The sequence below is a fragment of the Aquabacterium sp. genome, assembly GCF_041909175.1.
Classification (GTDB): Bacteria; Pseudomonadota; Gammaproteobacteria; order Burkholderiales; family Burkholderiaceae_C; genus Aquabacterium.
In genome coordinates this window covers 277867-297123 of record NZ_JAYRDZ010000001.1, presented here as the reverse complement: position 1 = coordinate 297123, position 19257 = coordinate 277867, and the positions used below count along the sequence as shown (strand labels likewise).

At 62.4% G+C, this 19257-nt stretch carries 16 protein-coding genes; 10 read left to right on the top strand and 6 right to left on the bottom strand.

From position 1 onward, the window contains the following. Positions 1 to 10: 10 nt before the first annotated feature. From panD to ACE3PH_RS01230, 3 genes are all read right to left on the bottom strand, one after another. Positions 11 to 376, bottom strand: a complete 366-nt coding sequence (gene panD, locus ACE3PH_RS01240; protein ID WP_374315676.1) for an aspartate 1-decarboxylase — start codon at positions 374 to 376, stop codon at positions 11 to 13. A gap of 25 nt (positions 377 to 401) precedes the next feature. Beyond that, positions 402 to 1517, bottom strand: coding sequence for a Re/Si-specific NAD(P)(+) transhydrogenase subunit alpha (locus tag ACE3PH_RS01235; protein ID WP_374315674.1), 1116 nt, complete (start codon positions 1515 to 1517; stop codon positions 402 to 404). Positions 1518 to 1650: 133 nt separating this feature from the next. Further along, positions 1651 to 2943, bottom strand: coding sequence for an EAL domain-containing protein (locus ACE3PH_RS01230; protein WP_374315672.1), 1293 nt, complete (start codon positions 2941 to 2943; stop codon positions 1651 to 1653). A gap of 283 nt (positions 2944 to 3226) precedes the next feature. Here ACE3PH_RS01230 and ACE3PH_RS01225 point away from each other — a divergent pair, with 283 nt between their 5' ends. The 4 genes from ACE3PH_RS01225 to ACE3PH_RS01210 all read left to right on the top strand — a co-directional run bounded on the left by ACE3PH_RS01225 (position 3227) and on the right by ACE3PH_RS01210 (position 6126). After that, entirely contained in the window at positions 3227 to 3880 is a 654-nt protein-coding gene (locus ACE3PH_RS01225; RefSeq protein ID WP_374315670.1) for a TetR/AcrR family transcriptional regulator, read from the top strand. Positions 3881 to 3968: 88 nt separating this feature from the next. After that, complete coding sequence (locus ACE3PH_RS01220; RefSeq protein WP_374316213.1) at positions 3969 to 4505, top strand: NUDIX hydrolase; 537 nt, start codon at positions 3969 to 3971, stop codon at positions 4503 to 4505. Positions 4506 to 4528: 23 nt separating this feature from the next. Then, positions 4529 to 5662 (top strand): tRNA 2-thiouridine(34) synthase MnmA, encoded by a 1134-nt coding sequence (mnmA, locus tag ACE3PH_RS01215; protein WP_374315668.1) that lies wholly within the window; start codon positions 4529 to 4531, stop codon positions 5660 to 5662. Beyond that, positions 5659 to 6126 carry a putative toxin-antitoxin system toxin component, PIN family gene (locus ACE3PH_RS01210; RefSeq protein ID WP_374315666.1) on the top strand — a complete coding sequence of 156 codons (468 nt, stop codon included), beginning with the start codon at positions 5659 to 5661 and terminating at the stop codon, positions 6124 to 6126. Before mnmA ends, ACE3PH_RS01210 begins: the two co-directional genes overlap by 4 nt. On the opposite strand, the gene ACE3PH_RS01205 is transcribed toward ACE3PH_RS01210, so the two are convergent. After that, positions 6078 to 6485, bottom strand: coding sequence for an MAPEG family protein (locus ACE3PH_RS01205; protein ID WP_374315664.1), 408 nt, complete (start codon positions 6483 to 6485; stop codon positions 6078 to 6080). The genes ACE3PH_RS01210 and ACE3PH_RS01205 overlap by 49 nt on opposite strands. Before the next feature lie 141 nt (positions 6486 to 6626). On the opposite strand from ACE3PH_RS01205, the gene ACE3PH_RS01200 reads away from it, so the two are divergent. Together ACE3PH_RS01200 and ACE3PH_RS01195 are read left to right on the top strand one after the other, a co-directional pair. Continuing rightward, positions 6627 to 7223, top strand: a complete 597-nt coding sequence (locus ACE3PH_RS01200; protein WP_374315662.1) for a hypothetical protein — start codon at positions 6627 to 6629, stop codon at positions 7221 to 7223. A gap of 118 nt (positions 7224 to 7341) precedes the next feature. Then, entirely contained in the window at positions 7342 to 8316 is a 975-nt protein-coding gene (locus ACE3PH_RS01195; RefSeq protein ID WP_374315660.1) for a PaaI family thioesterase, read from the top strand. A gap of 13 nt (positions 8317 to 8329) precedes the next feature. Here the strand turns inward: ACE3PH_RS01195 and glpD are convergent, their stop codons facing one another. Continuing rightward, positions 8330 to 9919, bottom strand: coding sequence for a glycerol-3-phosphate dehydrogenase (gene glpD, locus ACE3PH_RS01190; RefSeq protein WP_374315658.1), 1590 nt, complete (start codon positions 9917 to 9919; stop codon positions 8330 to 8332). Positions 9920 to 10060: 141 nt separating this feature from the next. Between glpD and ACE3PH_RS01185 the strand changes: the two genes are divergently transcribed. The 4 genes from ACE3PH_RS01185 (at position 10061) to ACE3PH_RS01170 (ending at position 17983) form a co-directional block, all read left to right on the top strand. Beyond that, entirely contained in the window at positions 10061 to 10846 is a 786-nt protein-coding gene (locus ACE3PH_RS01185; protein WP_374315656.1) for a DeoR/GlpR family DNA-binding transcription regulator, read from the top strand. An 11-nt stretch (positions 10847 to 10857) separates the two neighbouring features. After that, positions 10858 to 12387, top strand: coding sequence for a glycerol kinase GlpK (gene glpK, locus ACE3PH_RS01180; RefSeq protein WP_374315654.1), 1530 nt, complete (start codon positions 10858 to 10860; stop codon positions 12385 to 12387). 124 nt (positions 12388 to 12511) lie between these two features. Beyond that, entirely contained in the window at positions 12512 to 15487 is a 2976-nt protein-coding gene (locus ACE3PH_RS01175) for a type VI secretion system Vgr family protein (protein WP_374315652.1), read from the top strand. A 30-nt stretch (positions 15488 to 15517) separates the two neighbouring features. Beyond that, entirely contained in the window at positions 15518 to 17983 is a 2466-nt protein-coding gene (locus tag ACE3PH_RS01170; protein WP_374315650.1) for a hypothetical protein, read from the top strand. A 3-nt stretch (positions 17984 to 17986) separates the two neighbouring features. Here ACE3PH_RS01170 and ACE3PH_RS01165 read toward each other — a convergent pair whose 3' ends face one another. Next, positions 17987 to 19093: a formylglycine-generating enzyme family protein gene (locus ACE3PH_RS01165; protein ID WP_374315648.1), complete on the bottom strand. Its 1107-nt coding sequence runs from the start codon at positions 19091 to 19093 to the stop codon at positions 17987 to 17989. Between the last annotated feature and the right edge of the window lie 164 nt (positions 19094 to 19257).

Sequence of the window (19257 nt, the reverse complement as noted above, 5' to 3'; positions counted from 1 at the left end):
TGATGGATGGTCAGTCGAACTTGCGGATTTCCTTGACCTTGTTGTCACCGTCGAGCAGCACCACCTTGGGCTTGTAGCTGCCGACTTCGGCCTCGGTCATGGGAGCGTAGGTACAGATGATCAGCAGATCGCCCACATGGGCACGGCGGGCCGCCGCGCCATTGAGGGAGATGGTGCCTGAGCCGCGCGGGGCCTTGATGATGTAAGTTGCAAAACGTTCGCCGTTGTTGACGTTGTAGAGCTCGATGTACTCGAACTCCTTCATGTCGGCGGCGTCCATCAGGTCTTCGTCGATGCCGCAGGAGCCTTCGTAATCCAGGATGGCTTCAGTGACGGTGGCGCGGTGCAGTTTGGACCGCAGCATGACGCGTTGCATTCTTGTTTTCTCCTCGGTAGCGTGCTCACGCACGCAGCAATTGACCGTCGCGGCACATGAGACAGGCCTTGACGATGTCGTCTTCCATATCGATGTGGAACTGGCCTTCCTTGTTGAACACCAGCTTCAGGAAATCCAGCACATTGCGGGCATACAGCGCGGAGGCGTCTGCCGCCACCAGGGCCGGCACATTGGTTTCGCCCACCAGGGTGACACCGTGCTTGACCACCGTCTGGCCGGGCTCGGTCAGGGGGCAGTTGCCGCCTTGCGCCGCTGCCAGGTCAACGATCACCGATCCCGGCTTCATTGACTGGACCATCTCTTCGGTCACCAGCACGGGGGCAGCTCGGCCCGGAATCAATGCCGTGGTGATCACGATGTCGGCCTGGGCGACGCGCTTGGCCACTTCGGCCTTCTGGCGGTCCAGCCACGACTGTGGCATGGGGCGGGCATAGCCACCCACGCCTTCAGCTGCCTCTTTTTCTTCGGCGGTCTCGTAGGGCACGTCGATGAATTTGGCACCCAGCGATTCGACCTGCTCCTTGACGGAAGGCCGCACGTCAGACGCTTCGATCACCGCGCCCATGCGCTTGGCCGTGGCAATGGCCTGCAAGCCGGCCACACCGACCCCCAGGATCACGACACGGGCAGCCTTCACGGTGCCCGCGGCGGTCATCAGCATGGGAAACAGGCGCTGGTACTTGTCGGCAGCCATCATGACGGCCTTGTAGCCCGCCAGGTTGGCCTGCGAGGACAACACGTCCATGCTCTGGGCACGCGTGGTGCGCGGGGCCGCCTCCAGGGCGAAGCCCGTGAGCTTCGCGTCGGTCATGGCCTGCAGGCCATCCTTGTCGAAGGGGTTGAGCATGCCGATCAGCACGGCCCCCGGCTTCATCAGCGCACGTTCGTCGGCGCTCGGCGCACGCACCTTGAGCACCATGTCGGCGCCCAGGGCGCCTGCTGCATCGGTGATCTCGGCGCCTGCGGCCACGTAGGCCTCATCCGTCACGCTGGCGGCCACACCGGCGCCTGACTGCACGCGCAATGTGTGACCTTGAGCTTTCAATTTCTTGACAGTCTCCGGGGTCACGGCCACGCGGGTCTCGCCAGTAAGGGTTTCCTTGGGTATGCCCATCAGCATACGGGTCTCCTGGTGGTGTTGCTGCCGGGATATCCGGACAAGCGTTCTGAATATGATTAACCTACCAGCATACACAACAAATAAGTCATTTTGACAATCGTTGCTTGCAGATAGCACCCCTTGAGAATGGGGTTCAGTAACCGACGTGCGTCAGGTCGTCGTCGGTCAGGAAATCGCCGCAAATCACCTGCGTCTGGCTGGTTCCGTTCGCGCAGGTATTGAAGCACGAAGAGACGGTCACGCACATGCGGTGACCCTGGGTAGCCCGGTAAGGCTGGCTGATGTGCACCCGCCCTGGTGAGGCCAGTGCGTCACGGAAATACTTGCGGCGAGACCAGGATGCGCCATCGGCGTCGCGCAATGGTGCATAAGCCGGCGCATCGATGCCGGACGCCCGCTGCGAACGGACCACCTCGCCGAACTGACGGCCATCGGCATCCAGCAGATAGCACATGTCGGCGCATGGCAGGTCCAAAAAGGACTGGCAGGCTTCGTTCATGCCGCGGCCTGCAGACAGGAGTGACGCAGCGTAGCCCAAGCCATTGAGATAGGGCGCCACACTCTCACGGTATGCACGGCTCTTGTCACGGTGGAAGGCCTGGAAGTCACCATACAGGCGCTTGAGCGCATCGGGGGCATGACCATGCGGAACCGGCTGTGCAGCAGGGCGGCCAAAGTAATAGCCCTGGACCAGGTCGACGTCGCTGTCGAATGCCACCAGCGCCTCTTCTTCAGTCTCGACCCCCTCCATCAGCACGAGCGCACCGCACTCATGCAGCAGGGACACCATTTGCGCAATCATGCGCTGGTTGCGAGGGCTTTGCGTCGACCGTGTTGTCAGTGTGCGGTCGAGCTTGACGATGTCGGGATTGAGGCGCCAGACGCGCTCGAAATTGGAGTGCCCCGCACCAAAGTCGTCAATGGCCACCAGGAAACCAGCCTGCTTGATGCGGCGCACGGCCTCATCCAGGCGGTCATCACTGTGGATGGCGCCTTCCAGAATTTCCAGAACGACCTGCTCAGGTCGCGTCCAGCCATAGGCAGAGTATGCCGCCAGGGTGTCGGCGAAATCGCCGGAAACGCTGTCGCTCAGCACGGTGGAATGCACATTGAGAAACAGCCAGTGATCGCGCAAGCGGCCGGGGTCGATGTTGTGCACGTGCACCAGACGGCTGAGCCGGTCACAGGCTCCCAGTGCCTGGCGATCCGCGCAATGGGCAAAGACCTCAGGCGGAGACAGGGGCGTACCGTCTTCATGCCTGGCGCGCATCAGCGCCTCATGCCCCACCACACGGCCATGAGACAGGCTGAATATCGGCTGGAAATGGCTGCTCAGGGTAATGTCACCCCAACTGGCCGTCGTGACGCCGTCGACGGTGCGCAAAGCCGCATGGGCTTGTGCCAACAAATCATCAAACGGCGACATCGAGATATGAGGACTGCACCCGCGAGGGCTGCGTTACTGCCAGGCAATCGAAGTCGGCAATTATCCTCCGAAACTGGTAGGCCATTGCACCAAAACCTGACCGGTCGGTCAGTTTGTGACGATCAGATGACGTTTGATGATTTTGATATGCCTGCTATCGAAGTGGGTATACACGTAAAGGCAAGCGAACTTGTAACAAGAATGCCTAAACTTCCAACAAGTGTTGTCTGATGGCACCCGCTTTTCGGCTCGGCGTGAGAGTCGACATGACCCCTCCCCGACCATGCCGCCCCCCAACGACAAGGCCGTTCGAAGAGCCAACCCCGAAGCTCACGACAAATTCAAAGCCCAGCTGGTCGACATCGCCCGCCAGATTTTCCTGACCGAGGGTCCTGTCGGTGTCACCATCCGCCGCATCACGGCAGCTGCGGGCGTCACGCCCATGGCGTTCTACTGGTATTTCGACAGCAAGGATGCCCTGCTCAGCGTGATCTGGGCCGAGTTGCTCAGCGAAGCGGGGCGGTTTTGTGCAGGGCGGGTGGCCTGCCTGCCTCCTGCAGCCACAGCAGATGACAAATTGCTGGCTTTTTTCGAAGCCTTCGTGCGGCACTGGCTGGAAAACCGCGACCATTTCCGCTTCATCTTCATGTGCGACGCGCACAAGGCTGATTTTGTCGAGTTGCGCAAGCACCTGTTTGAAGAAGAGGGGTGCCACGGCTACTTTGCGCCCTTCTACCACCTGAGCCGTTCGTGTTTCGCCGACACGGCAGAGGGCCATGCACACGCCCACCGGCTGCGCACCCTGGCGCTGTACCGCGCCATTGGCTATTTGCACTGCGCCATCACGCTCTACAACATCGACGTGGACAAGGCGACCGTCCAGATTCAGGACCTCGTCACCGACCTGCGCCAGACCCTCCTGATGCTCAAGTCATGAGGAGTCACCCACCGGCAACGTGGGCCGTCATGCGCTGGCCATCACATTCGCGGATAATGTTCGGCTCATGAAGACCGCCGACATCATCATGACCTCCGAGGCCGTGGCCCCCGTGGCCCATCCCCCCAAGCAGCGCTGGAAACCCAACGTGACGGTCGCCGCCATCATTGAGCGCGACGGTCGCTTTCTGCTGGTCGAAGAAGAAACGTCGGACGGTCTGCTGCTGAACAACCCGGCTGGCCACCTTGATCCGGGTGAGGACCCCTTGCAGGGCACGATTCGGGAAACCCTTGAAGAAACGGCGTGCCAGTTCACGCCAGAGGCTTTCCTGGGCATGTTCATGTCGCGGTTTCGCCGCACACGCACGGGTGAAGACATCACCTACCTGCGTCTGGCATTCGTCGGTCAGGCCTCCGAGCCCGATTTGAATCAGCCGCTGGACGAGGGGATCGTGCGCCGCGTGTGGATGACCGCTGACGAGATCCGGGCCTGTCCTGAGCGCCACCGCAGCCCCTTGCTGCTCGAGTGCATCGAGGCCTATCTGGCCGGACAGCGCTATCCTCTCGACATCCTCAAGGTACACGACAGCCTGTTCTCGGTGCCCGATTACTCCCGCGCATCCTGAACCTTCTCTGACTGATTCCTCTTATGCAAACAAGGCAACGCGTCGTCGTTGGCCTCAGTGGCGGCGTTGACTCTGCCGTCAGCGCCTGGTTGCTCAAGCAACAAGGCCACGAGGTCATCGGCATCTTCATGAAAAACTGGGAAGACGATGACGACAGCGAATACTGCTCGTCGCGCCAGGATTTTCTGGATGCCGCGTCTGTCGCCGACGTGATCGGCATCGAGATCGAGCACGTCAATTTCGCGGCCAACTACAAAGACCGTGTCTTTGCCGAGTTCCTGCGCGAGTACCAGGCCGGCCGCACCCCCAACCCGGATGTGCTGTGCAATGCCGAAATCAAGTTCAAGGCCTTTCTGGACCACGCCATGCGCCTGGGAGCCGAAAAGATCGCCACGGGCCACTATGCCCGGGTACGAGGGGTGGCTGATGCCTCGTATGAAGGCGGTCAGCGCTTCGAGCTGCTCAAGGGCCTGGATCCGCTGAAGGACCAGAGTTACTTCCTGCACCGGTTGAACCAGGCGCAACTGAGCAAGACCATGTTCCCCGTCGGCGAATTGCCCAAGACGGAAGTGCGCCGCATCGCAGCCGAGATCAAACTGCCGAACGCCCGGAAGAAGGATTCGACCGGCATCTGCTTCATTGGCGAGCGGCCGTTTCGGGAGTTCCTCAACCGCTACCTGGCCAACCAGCCCGGCCCCATCAAGGACGACCGCGGCCGCCGGCTCGGCGAGCATGTCGGCCTGAGTTTCTACACACTCGGTCAACGCAAGGGCATCGGCATTGGTGGTGTCAAAGAAAAGGGCGCACCGCGTGGCGGTGGCGAGCACGACCCCTGGTTTGTTGCCCGCAAGGACATGGCCACCAACACGCTGTATGTCGTGCAAGGCCACGACCACCCCTGGCTGCAGCAGCACACCCTGGTGGCCGATGACCTGAGCTGGGTGGATGGCCGAGGTCCGCAGGTCGGTCAGACACCCGTCGGCGCCAAGACCCGCTACCGTCAGGCCGATGCGCCCTGCGAAGTCACGGCCGTGGATGCGGCCAGCATCAGCCTGCGTTTCCCCGACGCGCAGTGGGCGGTGACGCCAGGACAGTCTGCGGTGCTTTATCAGGGTGAGGTGTGCCTGGGCGGCGGCGTGATCGCCAGCGCCCAATGACGACCGCGACCCCGATCATCATCCTGGACACCAACGCCCTGCTGGATTGGCGGGTGTTCAAGGATCCGTCAGCCCAGCCCCTGGCCCAAGCCATCGAGGCCGGCCGCCTGCGCTGGCTGGCCAGCCCGGCCATGCAGACCGAATGGGGTCACGTGTGGCCACGCAGCGTGTTCACCCGCTGGCAGCCCGACCCGGCGTGGACCACCACGGTGTACGACCATGCAGAGATGGTGGACGAGCCCCCACGTGGCCCTTACCGCTGCAAGGACCCGGACGACCAGGTGTTCATTGACCTGGCCGTGCACGTGAAGGCACGCTGGTTGTTGAGCAAGGATGCCGCCCTGCTGAAGATAGCCCGGCGTGCGCGCCGTGACATGGGCCTGGAGATCATGACCCTGCAGCAGTGGGCCGCTTCTCAGATCTGCCAGAACAACAGCACCGAGAGCCAGATCCCGACCACATAGGTACCCAGCGCCCCGACAAAACGCAGGGGTGCGGGACGCGACAGAGACCCGGCCGTCACCAGGCCCAAGGCAAACACGGCGCGCGCGGCCGTGCCAATGACCATCAGCGACAGGATCAGCAACGATGGGTTCAGCGCTCCATGCACCAGGAACAGGATCGCCAGGAAGGGCGCATATTCCGTGGTGTTGCCGTGGGCCCGGACCAGGCGGTTGAGCATGGCATTCGGGTCGCCCGTCACACCGATCAGCACCTTGGCCTTGCCCCGCGCCACAGACACAGCCAGTCCCAGCCCAAAAATGAGCAGGCTCAGGATGGCCACGCAAGCCAACGCAACAGGGTGAAGGGTCAGTACAAGCATCGGGCGTCCTCACAACGGGCGAATCAAAGATGCCGAAGCTTAGCTGGAAGATCGGCCACTTGCCGGCTCAACGGAACCATGTCCTGGCATTCAGACTCTCAGCAACTATCCTGGGCCTGTCCCCTTCTTTCCTTGTTCGCCATGCCACCTAGCCAAGCTCGCCCCGCCGTCCGCCTCGCGCAGACTCGGCGCGCCCTGTGCGCCACTGCTGTGACCCTCGCCACCGGCACCCTGCTCGGCTGTGCCGGGTTGATGGGCCCGCGCGATGTCGACATCTCCCGATACGAATTGCTGACCAAGCTGGCCAAGTCGTTCCCGATGCACCAGCAAATGGGCGGTCTGTTCGACGTGGATGCCCGTGCGCCCAGGCTGACCATGCAGCCCACCGACAACCGGGTCGCAGCCTCCATCGACTTCACTGCACGCGACCGCGTCCTGGGCAGCACCTACCAGGGCACGGTCGATCTCAGTTTCGGCCTGCGCTACGAGCCCAGCGACCTCACCATCCGACTCACCGCGCCGCGCGTAGAGGCCGTGCGCATGCCCGGACTGCCCTCATCTGCCAACAAGGCCCTCTCGCGTGTGGGCGCCTGGCTGACTGAAAGCAAGATGAACGACTACCCCGTTCACCGCTTCAAGCCCGAAGACCTGCGCAAGGCCGACCGCATGGGCTACCGCGTTGACGACATCCGGGTGGTGGACAGTGGCTTGCGCATCCACCTGGAGCCGCGCAACTGATTTCACGGGCAGGGTTTCCGACCTGGGTTGCAGGACAACTGTGCGCACAGGTGTACGCAGGCGCCTCAAGTTGGGCACAATGCGTGCCTTACGCGTTTCTACTGAGTCCTGTTACACCATGAGCATCTTTACCGGTGAAGACCGCAAGGCCTGGGTCGAGGCCTTCATCTCAGGGATTCCGTACGCCCAGGCGTCCGGCATGAGCATCATTGAAATGGGGCATGGCTTTGCCAGCCTGATGTTGCCCGCGCGGGCCACCTGGACGGGCGACACCACACGTGGGCTGATCCACCCCGGATGCCTCAGTGTGCTCGCCGACACCGCCTGTGGGCTGGCTGTGGGCTGCGCCCTGGAACAGATTGAACCCTTTGCCACCCTCGACCTGCGCATGGACTACCTGCGCCCCGCCGTGGCCGACACCGATCTGATCTGCCGGGCCGAGTGCTACCGCCTGTCGCGCAGCGTGGCCTTCGTGCGTGGCGAGGTCCGCCAACCGGGTCAGGACGAGCCCGTGGCCGTCGTCAATGCCACCTTCATGCGTGCGACCGCCAACAGCCGCCGCAAGGATGGCAGCCACAAGACGGCCGCCAAGCCCACGCCCGCCGAGGCGGCCTCCAGCCTGCTCTCCCCTGCCAGCGTGGAGCCCTCTCATGTGTTTGTCAGCCGCGCGGCCGACGTGCCTGAAGTGGCAGCGCTGCCGCTGGGCCGATCACCTTACGTGGAGTTCCTGAACATCCAGTTGCAGGCGCAGGTCGATGCGGGCCCGGTGTTCCGCATGCCCTTCAAGCAGGAGTTGATCGGCAACCCGATCCTGCCGGCGATTCACGGTGGCGTGCTCGCAGGGTTTGGTGAAACCGCCATGATCCTGCACCTCATGGCCACCAACCCCGACCTGGGCGAGGCAGCCCCGCGCAGCATCGACTGCGCCATCGCCTACATGCGCTCGGCCAAGCCGATCGACACCTTTGCCCAGTGCACCACCGTGCGACAAGGCAACCGTGTGGCACTGGCCATGGTCTCCATCTGGCAGGATGACCCGCAACGCCCGGTTGCCCAGGCACGGGGCCACTTCCTGATGCCACGAGAAGACTGATGGCCACCCCGTATCAGGGGTGCAGCAAAGCCATCCAGTCCGCCACGGCCTGCCGCTGCTCGGCGTTATAGTGCAGGCCCAGCTTGCTACGACGCCAGAGCACGTCATCAGAAGTAAGCGCCCACTCTGATTTGATCATGTAGCGCAACTCGGCCTCGAACAGATCGGGGGCGACCTCCCGGCCCAGATCCCCCATCCCATTGATGACGCCCAGCCAGTCCAACAGGTTGGTGCCATAGGCTCTGACCCAGCGCAGCATCAGATGCTGGGGCACCCAGGGGAAGCGGTGCCGCATGTCGGCCCGAAACAGCATCAAGGCCTCTTGCGGGTTGCTGTCGTCGTCGTCCAGACCAGGCAAATCGCCACCTTGCAGCGGCGCATCGCTGGTCCAGGGGGCGCGCACCTCTCCCAGCAATTCACCCAACTGGTTGCCAGCCTGCTCGGCCAGCACACGGAAGGTGGTGATCTTGCCACCCCAGACGGTCAACCAGGGTGCCGGGTCCTGCCTGGGTTCCAGCCGGTAATCACGCGTCACGGCTGACGCCGCGCCATGCGCATCGTCCAGCAAGGGTCGCACCCCGGAATACGTCCAGACCACCTGCTCAGGCAACAAGGGCTCGCGCAGATAGCGGCTCAGTTGCCGGCACAGATAGGCCACTTCATTGGCATCGGCAGATACGCTCGCCGGGTCATCCTTGAACTCCACGTCCGTCGTGCCGATCAGTGTGAAGTGGTCTTCATAGGGAATGGCAAAGATGATTCGCCCGTCCGTACCCTGGAAGATGTAGGCATGGTCATGCTGGAACAAGCGTGGCACCACGATGTGGCTGCCCTTGACCAGGCGCAGACTGGCATCGGCCGGTGAGGGGGCCACCCCCATGGTCTGCCGCAACACCTGCTCCGCCCAAGGCCCGGCCGCATTCACCATGGCACGCGCGCGCACCCTCAGTGTCCGCTCGACATGCCCTGACATCGGTGCGCGCTCGGACAACGTGGCACACCATTGCCCCTGGTGCGACTCGACACGGTCGCAGCGCGTGCGCGTCCAGATCCGCGCGCCGTTTTCCTGGGCATCTTGCGCACACGCCAGCACCAGACGGGCGTCATCGACCCAGCCGTCGGAATACACAAAACCGCGCGCCCACTGCGGCTGCAAGGGCTGCCCCAGGACGTGACCCGCCAGTTGCACGCCATGGCTGCCGGGCAGAAAGGCGCGCCAGGCCAGGTGGTCGTACAGCCACAGGCCAAGACGGATCAACCAAGCCGGACGCGTCGCTGGGTCATGCGGCAGCACGAAGCGCATCGGCCACATGATGTGGGGTGCCTGGCGCAACAGGCGCTCGCGCTCCCGCAACGCCTTGCGCACCAGGCCGAATTCACGGTATTCCAGATAGCGCAGCCCACCGTGAATCAGCTTGGTCGACGCCGACGAGGTGTGCGAGGCCAGGTCATCCTGCTCGCACAAGACCACGCTCCAGCCCCGCCCGGCCAGATCACGGGCAATGCCCGCGCCATTGATGCCACCGCCGACGATCAGCACATCGCAGTGGTAATCAACGTCGGTACCGGACACGGGAGGCGAAGACAAAAGCAGGTCTCTCACGGGATGAAAACAATGCTGTTTTGTATGCGATTAACCGAGACCACACAAGCGCGTTTGTCTTCACTTTTGTTGCTTTTTTTTCGTTTAACCTCCGAACAGGTGGTTCAATCCCCATAAAACAAAAGAAGGAGCGTTCCCCACATGTCCCCCGCCAAACCTGACTGGAGCCCTAATCCGCGTCAACTGTCCTTGCTGGAAGAGGTCCGTACACGCGGTGCCGTATCCGTTGAACGGCTGGCATCCCGCCTGAACGTGACGATGCAGACCGTGCGCCGCGACGTCCAGCGTCTGGCCGAGGCCGGCTTGCTGCAACGCTTCCACGGTGGCGTCAGCTTGCCGCCCACACCCCCATCGGCCAGCGCCTGGAAAGAGCGCCAGGCGGTCAAAGCCGAAGCCAAGGCGCGCATCGCCCGGTCCGTCGTGGCGGCCATTCCGGCAGGCAGCACCTTGATGCTGGGCAATGGCACCACCCTGGTCGCCGTTGCCCAGGAACTGCTCAAGAAAACCGGGCTCACGGTCATCACCCACAACCTGCTGGCCGCATCGGTGCTGGCCGAACACCCTGACTGCAAACTGCATGTCGCCGGAGGCCTGCTGCGGCACCGTGACAGCGCACTGGAGGGCGACAGCACCGTCGCCTTCATGAAGCAGTTCAAGGTCGACATCGCCATCATCTCGGCCATGGGTATCGAAGCCGATGGCAGCCTGCGCGATCTGGACCGCCGTGAAACCCCGGTGGCACAAGCCCTCATCGGGCAGGCAAGAGAAACCTGGCTCGCGGTGGACGTCAGCAAGTTCAACCAGACCGCGCTGGCCTCTGCGGCCACCTTGTCCCAAGTGAAGCGCGTGTTCACCGAAGGCTTGCCGCCCGCCCCCTTCCCCCTGATGCTGCACGAAGCCGACATCGCGCTCACGATTGCACCCTGAGGAGTTCCGCCATGGCCTTGTTGCTCGCCCTCGATCAGGGCACGTCCAGCTCCCGCGCCATCGTGTTCGACGAACTGGGCCATGTGGTTGCCCAGGCGCAAAAGGAAATCCGCCAGATCTTCCCGCAACCGGGCTGGGTCGAGCACGACCCGATCGAACTGTGGACAACCCAGCGCGACACCGCGCTGATGGCCCTGCTGGACGCACGCACCAAAGGGCACCGGCTCACCGACGTGCGCAGCATCGGCATCACCAACCAGCGTGAAACCACGGTGCTGTGGCGCCGCGACACGGGCGAGCCCCTGGCCCACGCCATCGTCTGGCAAGACCGCCGCACCGAGGGCATCTGCCTGCACCTGCGCGCGCAAGGTCTGGGTGAGGTGGTCAAGGCCCGCACGGGTCTGGTCATCGACCCCTACTTCTCTGGGACCAAGCTCAAGTGGCTGCTCGACACCCTGCCCGGCGCCCGTGAAGCAGCCCAGCGCGGCGAGCTGGCCTTCGGCACGGTCGACACCTGGCTGTTGTGGCAACTCACGGGGGGGCGGGTCCACGCCACGGATGTCAGCAATGCCTCGCGCACCATGCTGTTCAACATCCATACCCGCCAATGGGATGCCGAACTGCTGGCCTTGCTGGACATACCTGAGTCGGTGCTGCCCGACGTGCACCCCTCCAGCCATGTCTATGGGCACGTCAACCCGGCGGTCTGGGGTGGTGCGGCCGACATGGTCATGGAACTGCCGGCTCTGCCTGTCGGTGGCATCGCAGGCGACCAGCAAGCCGCGCTGTTCGGACAAGCCGGATTCGAGCCAGGGCTGGCCAAGAACACCTATGGCACCGGCTGCTTCATGCTCATGCACACCGGGGCCTCCTCACAACCCTCGGCCAACGGCCTGCTGACCACCTGCGCGGCCCAACCCGACCAGGCCCAGGCTTATGCCCTGGAGGGCAGCGTGTTTGTGGGAGGCGCCGTGGTGCAATGGCTGCGCGACGGGCTGCAAGCCATCAAGGCCGCAGGTGAAGTTCAGACCCTCGCGGCCAGCGTGCCCGACTCCGGTGGCGTGCGCTTTGTACCCGCCTTCACCGGCCTGGGCGCGCCCTACTGGGACAGCGAAGCCCGCGGCGCCATCGTCGGCCTTACCCGCGGCTCCACCGTGGCCCACATCGCCCGCGCCGCGCTTGAATCCATCGCCTTCCAGAGTGCGGCCCTGCTGCAGGCCATGAGCCGCGATGCCGTCGCAGCTGGCGGCCGACCCGTGAGCGAGTTGCGCGTCGATGGCGGTGCCTGCGTCAACAACCTCCTCATGCAGTTTCAGGCTGACCTGCTGGGCATCCCTGTCGTGCGGCCCAAGGTGATTGAAACCACCGCCCTCGGTGCTGCCTATCTGGCCGGGCTCTCATGCGGGGTCTACCCCGACCCCCAGACCCTGGCCAGCCTCTGGCAAACCGACCGCGTATTCCTGCCCACGCTGCCCCGTCCACGCGCGGCGCAACTGATGGCGGAATGGGAGCACGCCGTGCGACAAACCTGCCTGCGCTGAGCCCGCAACAAGTGCTTTCAATTTCCCTGCATCGCGCTCCCCCCTGAGGAGGGAACAGCCGGCCATTCCCACACCGTCTTGCGCTAGCGTGCTGGCCTAAAACGACAAATTCAGGTGTGGGTTCATGACCGATCTTTCCGACATCCGCAGCACCGCCTGGGATGCGGTGCGTGATGCTGCCGGCCAGTTACTGGGGGACCTCCTCAGCAGTGGCCCGACGCAGCACAACCGTTTGCTGCGACTGCATACCCCTTTGGGCACCGATGTGCTGCTGGCCGAGAGCGCCCGCATCGACGAACGCATCACCCCCGATGCGCAGCAGTCGCCCTTCGCCATCACCCTGCATGCGCTGAGCACCAATGCCTATCTGCAAGCGCCAGAGTTGATCGGCAAGCCGGTGTTGCTCGAATTGCTGACCGCGCACAGCCGCACCACGCTGCGCCCTTTTCATGGCCATGTGCACGGTTTCCGCCTGCTGGGTGCCGACGGCGGTCTGGCACGCTATGAGTTGATCATCGGTTCTTGGCTTGACTTCCTGCGCCACCGCAGCGATGCTTGGATGTTCCAGGACCAGAGCGTGATCGACATCACCGAGTCCGTCTTCACAGACTACCAGGGCCAGGCGAGCCTGCTGCCAGCGTGGCGCTGGGACCTGAAGGACCCGAACACCTACCCCCGCCTGAGCACCTGCAGCCAGCATCACGAAACCGATTTCGCCTTCCTGCAACGACTGTGGGCCAGCCACGGGCTGTTCAGCTGGTTCGAACACGAAGGCTCTCCGTCTGATCCCGATGCACTGGGTCGACACACCCTGGTCATTGCAGACCACAACGGTGCCTTCCAGCCCAACGCCCAGCCTCGCATCCGCTACATCCAAGCCGCCACCGTGCTCAAGGAAGACAGCATCCAGCGCTGGCACGGCCAACGACGCCTCGCTGCCAGCACCCTGAGCACAGCCAGCTTCGACTACCGCAGCGTGCTCAACCACACAGGCCAGGCCGATGCCCCTCAGGAACACGGCCAGGACATCCCACTCGCGCACATAGACCAACCTGGCGCCTACGCCTTCGAAACCCCCGCCTTCGCGCAGCACATGGCCGACGTGCTGATGCAATCGCTCAGCTCACAGCGCAAGCGCTTCGAAGGCCAAGGCACCGTGCGCACGCTGGCACCAGCCACTACCTTCACCCTGGCTGACCACGCCGAACACGATGCGGACCTCGCTGCCGGTGAGGTCGATGCCGCCTGCTTCGCCGTGCTCAGCGTGACCCACCACGCCCGCAACAACCTCCGTGCCGACGCCCAAGCCGGCCTGGCCCAATTGCTAGGCCCATCCGAGCTCTGCGCCGCAGCAGCCCGCGACTCACTCTATGAGGCCCGCTTCGAAGCGCAACGCGCAGCCGTGCCGTTTCGCCCCGCGCTGCAAGATGCACAGGGTCGCCTGCTGCACCCCAAGCCTTCGGCCTGGGGCACGCAGACGGCCATCGTGGTTGGCACCGGCGGGCCGGTCCACACCGATCGCGATGGCCGCATCAAGGTGCAATTTCACTGGCAACGCGGCACGCAAGGCAGCAGCCGACTGAGCCACCCCGCTGGCGACAATGCCCCTGCGTCCGACGCATCGGGCACCTGGGTGCGGGTAGCCCAAAGCTGGGCGGGCAACAACTGGGGTGGCGTCTTCGTGCCTCGTGTCGGGCAAGAGGTCATCATCGCCTTTGTTGAAGGCGACATCGACCGACCGGTGGTGGTCGGCACCCTTTACAACGGGCAGGGCAGTGCCGATGCGCAAGGCAATGTGATGTCAGGTGGCCCCGCCACCAGCACGGCCAACGCGCCCGCCTGGTTTCCGGGAGCACAGCGGGCCGGCGAGCAGGAAGGCCACGCCCACACCGCCACCCTCAGTGGCATCAAGACCCAAAGCCTCGATACCGCGCAAGACGGCGCCGGCAACTGCAACCAGCTGGTCTTTGACGACACCCCCGGCCAAGGCCGGGTGCTGCTGCACACCACCGAAGCGCAGACCTGGCTGCAAATGGGCCATCTGCTGCAACAGCACGACAACCAGCGGCTGGCTCCGCGGGGACACGGGCTGGAGCTGCACACCCTGGCCTGGGGCGCTGTACGCGCCGGCAGCGGGCTGCACATCAGCACCCACGCGCGAGCCCATGGCACCGCCAGCAACCAGGGCCAGGCCATGGCCAGCCGCGAAGCACAGCAACAACTCGCGCAGCATGCCGAGCTGCTGCAGTCACTGGCAGCCAATGCACAGACCCACCGTGCCAAATTGCCCCAGGAAGCCCAGTCCATCAGCCTGCCTGCACACCAGGCCCTGCAAGACACACTGAGCAGCCTGCGCGGCAGCCTGAGCGCCGACACCCATGGCCAGAGCGGAGGCGGCGGGCAGATCCCCACCACCGAGCGCCCAGACCTGCTGCTGAGTGCCGCCGCCGACATCAGCAGCGCCACCCCACGGCACACCGTGGTGTCAGCCGGCGGGCAAAGCACCATCACCTCGGCACAAGACACCCAACTGCTCAGCCAGCGCCATCACGCCTGGGCGGTCAAAGATGGCATCAGCCTGTTCACGCGAGGTGAAGCCAAAAATGCGCAACGTGCGGTGCAGGGCGTGGGCATGAAATTGCATGCCGCCAGCGGCAATGTGAACGTGCAGGCGCAAAGCGGTCCCTTCACCCTGACGGCATTGAAGACCATCGACCTGCAAAGCACCACCGACTGCATCGAGATCTCTGCACCCGACAAGATCGTGCTCAACGGTGGCGGCAGCTATGTGCGCATTGAAGGCGGGAATATCGAGATCGGGACAACGGGGCCTGCGGAGTTTCTGGCGGGGATGAAGGTGCTGACGGGGGCGGGCAGTGCTTCAGGCGTAGACCCTCACTTCACCCCCAACAGCCAGTTGTTCGATGAACAGTTTGTGCTGACAGATGAAGTCTCTGGACAACCCATCGCAGGCGCCCCCTATCGGGTCGAAAACAACCAGGGCAAGACACTGACCAACGGCATCACCGATGCGCAAGGACGCACGGCCCGCATTCGCAGTCATCAAGCCGAAGGCTTGAAGGTCTATTGGGGGCTGTGATGCCCCAGTTCAACGTCAAAGCAAATCCATATGGGAAACATCGCCTCCGTTGACCAAGCGCCGATTCTCGGACAAGGAACGACAAACACCACGCAAGGAAGCCAAGTCAAGTTACCCGTCAAGCCGGAACCGCTGGCATTCCTTCGTCTTGACACAGGCGAGGTCTATCTCGTCCCTGCCTCAGACACCAACGCGCTCAACGGTGAGTTTGACAAATGGAATCGACTGATCCACGAACAACTTTTAGCCAACGAGGTCTTGGCTCTGGCAGATGAGCGCATGGCCGCCATTGCAACAGCCAAGGCGACCAATCCGTCAGCCATCAGTCAAAACATCGAAGCTAACGCACGCGAAGTTCAGCGCTGGGCAGTCGAATGGCGGGCAACAGCTACTGAATCTGTACGCCAAAACATGCAGGCATTGGACAAGCTTGGGGGGACGGGAGCAAAGCTGATTGAACTGGTTCCTCTGCTTGAAACACCACAAAGCAAGCCATACGCGGGGCAACCTGGCAAGGACAACGGCGATTGGAAACGCAAAGGCATGGACTTAAGTAAGGCATGGTCGGTCAAGGGGGCTGCCGGCATCCGCGACAAATTCATGCAGGAGGCCCGATATGGTGGATTAGGCCCCTTGCGCTATATGTCCTCAGCCAAGCTGAAAGCGAGTTGGCCCCCTTTCAAGGACAAGAAACCCGGGGGAACCAAATGGGCAGATGTCTACAAGGCTGATGCGCAAGGCATGCGAAAAGTTGACAGGGCCAAGCTCAAAGCTTATCTCGGTGAGCAAGTCAGCCAGGCGAAGTTAAAAAGCACCGACTTTGCGAAGCTGGACATCGAGCACACCAGCACCTTGGGCCCAGAGGCACTCGCCAAATGGAATGAGAACTGCAAGGCATCAGCAAACGGAAAGATTGTTTGGGGCGATATTCAGCTCGCCGACATTGATCTCAACGCTGAAGCAGCTGCCATGCGCTTCTTCTCGGGCGCCAGTCTCAGCGCCGAGCTTGCACCGCTCCAAGGCAACCTCAGCCTCAAAGCCGAAGGCAGCGTTGAAGTCGCTTTTGCAGAAGGAAAAGCCGCTGGTCAGCTGTACTTTCCCAGCAAGGAGGGGCTGATGCTCTACTGGCTCGATCTTGAGCAGGCCCTCGACGTTGCCAAGGGCAAGGCGACAGACACAGGCAAATATGATCTGGGTGCTATTCGCCTGGCCTGCATGGCGGAGTTAAAAGGTGTCATCGGCGTAAGCCTGGCTGGCGAAGTTTCCATTGGCGTAGAAATGAAGGACATCGATTCCAAAGATGTCGATGGAAAAACCAAGCCTGGACGCATACCCCACATCAAAGGCACCAACAAAAAGGTCAAACGACTCGCATCAGCTGACGTCAGCGGACAAACCGCTGAGTGGAAAAACACAGCTGGCGTCGCTGCCAACGTGAATTTCTTTGCCGGGGCCAAGGGCGGTCTCGGGTTGAACGGGGCGATCGAATGGCGCAACCCCCATAGCAAAGACAAGAAATTCGAGCCATTTGCCAGCATCGCCCCCGAGCTCCAAGGCATGGCAGGCCTTGCTGGCGAGGCCAAATTGGCCATTGAATATGTCGAAGGCATCTTTCGCATCACCGCTCACGCAGGCTTGTGCTTCGGCCTAGGTGCAGAGGGCACAGTGACACTGGCTGTCGGGGCAAAGCAACTAGCCAGCTTCATGTACTGGTTCTATTACAACTTACTGAACTTGGGCTTTAGAAATGCCGAGTTTGTGGCAGAGGAAGCATTCTCCGCGGCCAAGTATGTTGGGTATTTGGCTTTAGCGGAGGGCAGAGAATTAGGGGACTACTTTGGTCAGAGTCTCATAAAAGGAGGTTATGCCTTGCAAGCAACCGTGAATCGGCTAGAAGCCAAGTTCAAGTTAGAGGCAGAAACACTTGAATTAGGGAAGCGTGTACTTGCCAATACGGCGGCAGTCCGCGTCACCCCGCCTGAAAGCAAGGGCATGCTGATCTACCAGCTCACTCGCTTCGGAGCAGTCAGCTGGGCGCTTGACGGGGCTGGCTTAGGCAGCAGTTACCTCACCACGCAACGTCAAGCGGTTTTAGCCGTACTTCGCCAGACACAAACCAAACGTGATATCGAGAACGTCATTCAACATATCCATCCAACGGGCGCCAAAGTGAATTTGGATCAGCGGCTAGCGGAGCTCAATCGCTTCTTCGCAGCGGAGGGACCGAATGGGCTAGATATGCCTGGCACCAGAACAACTCACCAAGACGGATTCCAGAGCCTCATGCGGCAACGTGGTCGGACGGATTTTGTCGCACTCAACGGAAACTTCAGCGACTGGTATGCGCATGTTCACGCATCCCTGATGGACGAAGCTCCAAGAGGCTATCCGGCGATGGACAACTCACACTTTACATATGAGCTGGCACGCAATGACAAGGGTGATCACCCGCTGTTTTCATCCAGCGAGCACGGCTTCTACAACAGCGTGGCATGACGCTCACCCGGGCGTGACCGCGCACCGCAGAGCCGGCATAAATGACGACGGCGCGAGCACCTGTTTGCCAGTGCCCTCATCATTTTTGAGCGGATACGGGGATTCGTGATATCGATGCACAGAAGATCCAACGAGTGGACTGTCCGCCACACTGCCCCCTCGAACCACTCGCATCGTTCCAGTTGCAGGGCCGCTCGGATTGACCGTGGGGGCGGTCGCATAAGCGTCCTCCGCATACCAATCGACAACCCATTCCTCTCCATTGGTACTCATGTCATGCAGACCCAACGGATTCGGAGGGAACATGCCAACAGCGTAATCACCCAGACTTTGATGTGGCGATAGCAACTCAACCTGAGCCCCATACGGCACATTGCGTCCATACACCACATTCCCGTCGTCTGTGGCCACCATGAAGAACTGGCCCCGACTACGCGCTGCATACTCCCATTGCGCCTCTGTGGGCAAGTCCATGGGCAGCCCCGTCAACTGCCCCAGCCATTGGCAGTAGCTCTTCGCATCCTGCCAATAGGCTCTCGCCGGAATGGCCGGATGCCTGCGCTGCCCGTCATATTCCATGCCCGTTCGGGGCCGCCCAGTCGCGTCGGTGAACACGTCAAACTCGGCATACGTGACCTTGTACTTGCTGATCCAGAAGTCGCTTAAGGTGACCTCCTTGACCACCTTGTCATCTTCCTTCGCCGTCATGCGGCTGACCCCATCCATGCCCATCAGCTTGGCGAAGTCACCCCGCATGAAGCTCCCACCACGCACAAAGACCATGTCAGCCACCACCTTCGCCTTGAGCTCGGCTTGGCGTGCATCCAATGAGCCCACCTGCAGTGCCGCCAGCGAGCGTGCCAAGGCCTGCGGCTGCTGCGGTACAGGCAATTTGGCCAGGTTCTTCGGGCTGATATAGAAATGGGTGACCCGTGGGTTACCAGGTGGCTTGACTGTGCTCAGGCTACTGGCCTCTGCCCTGGACAGCACAGCCCCAGGCCTCGCGGCCGTGGTTTGCTCGGACGGTACGCCTTGAGGTGGCTGCGCACACCCAGCCAAAGCACCCCACCCCAGAGACCAGACAGCGCCCCGGACAAGCTTGTTTGCCATCGCCAAAATGCACCTCTCGTGCGCGTTCATGTGTTGAATGCTGATGCTACTGGGCGAATTCGGCAGCCCACCCCCCAAAAGGGGCGAACTGTGTCACCGGTTGTACGCCACAGGGGGCGGTGCTCGAACCACCCTGCCCCCGAGAAGAATCCAACTCGCTCGGC

Coding starts and splice junctions, on each gene's coding strand:
- panD (WP_374315676.1), bottom strand. CDS start 376: ATGCAACGCGTCATGCTGCGGTCCAAACTGCACCGCGCCACCGTCACT.
- ACE3PH_RS01235 (WP_374315674.1), bottom strand. CDS start 1,517: ATGCTGATGGGCATACCCAAGGAAACCCTTACTGGCGAGACCCGCGTG.
- ACE3PH_RS01230 (WP_374315672.1), bottom strand. CDS start 2,943: ATGTCGCCGTTTGATGATTTGTTGGCACAAGCCCATGCGGCTTTGCGC.
- ACE3PH_RS01225 (WP_374315670.1), top strand. CDS start 3,227: ATGCCGCCCCCCAACGACAAGGCCGTTCGAAGAGCCAACCCCGAAGCT.
- ACE3PH_RS01220 (WP_374316213.1), top strand. CDS start 3,969: ATGACCTCCGAGGCCGTGGCCCCCGTGGCCCATCCCCCCAAGCAGCGC.
- mnmA (WP_374315668.1), top strand. CDS start 4,529: ATGCAAACAAGGCAACGCGTCGTCGTTGGCCTCAGTGGCGGCGTTGAC.
- ACE3PH_RS01210 (WP_374315666.1), top strand. CDS start 5,659: ATGACGACCGCGACCCCGATCATCATCCTGGACACCAACGCCCTGCTG.
- ACE3PH_RS01205 (WP_374315664.1), bottom strand. CDS start 6,485: ATGCTTGTACTGACCCTTCACCCTGTTGCGTTGGCTTGCGTGGCCATC.
- ACE3PH_RS01200 (WP_374315662.1), top strand. CDS start 6,627: ATGCCACCTAGCCAAGCTCGCCCCGCCGTCCGCCTCGCGCAGACTCGG.
- ACE3PH_RS01195 (WP_374315660.1), top strand. CDS start 7,342: ATGAGCATCTTTACCGGTGAAGACCGCAAGGCCTGGGTCGAGGCCTTC.
- ACE3PH_RS01185 (WP_374315656.1), top strand. CDS start 10,061: ATGTCCCCCGCCAAACCTGACTGGAGCCCTAATCCGCGTCAACTGTCC.
- glpK (WP_374315654.1), top strand. CDS start 10,858: ATGGCCTTGTTGCTCGCCCTCGATCAGGGCACGTCCAGCTCCCGCGCC.
- ACE3PH_RS01175 (WP_374315652.1), top strand. CDS start 12,512: ATGACCGATCTTTCCGACATCCGCAGCACCGCCTGGGATGCGGTGCGT.
- ACE3PH_RS01170 (WP_374315650.1), top strand. CDS start 15,518: ATGGGAAACATCGCCTCCGTTGACCAAGCGCCGATTCTCGGACAAGGA.
- ACE3PH_RS01165 (WP_374315648.1), bottom strand. CDS start 19,093: ATGGCAAACAAGCTTGTCCGGGGCGCTGTCTGGTCTCTGGGGTGGGGT.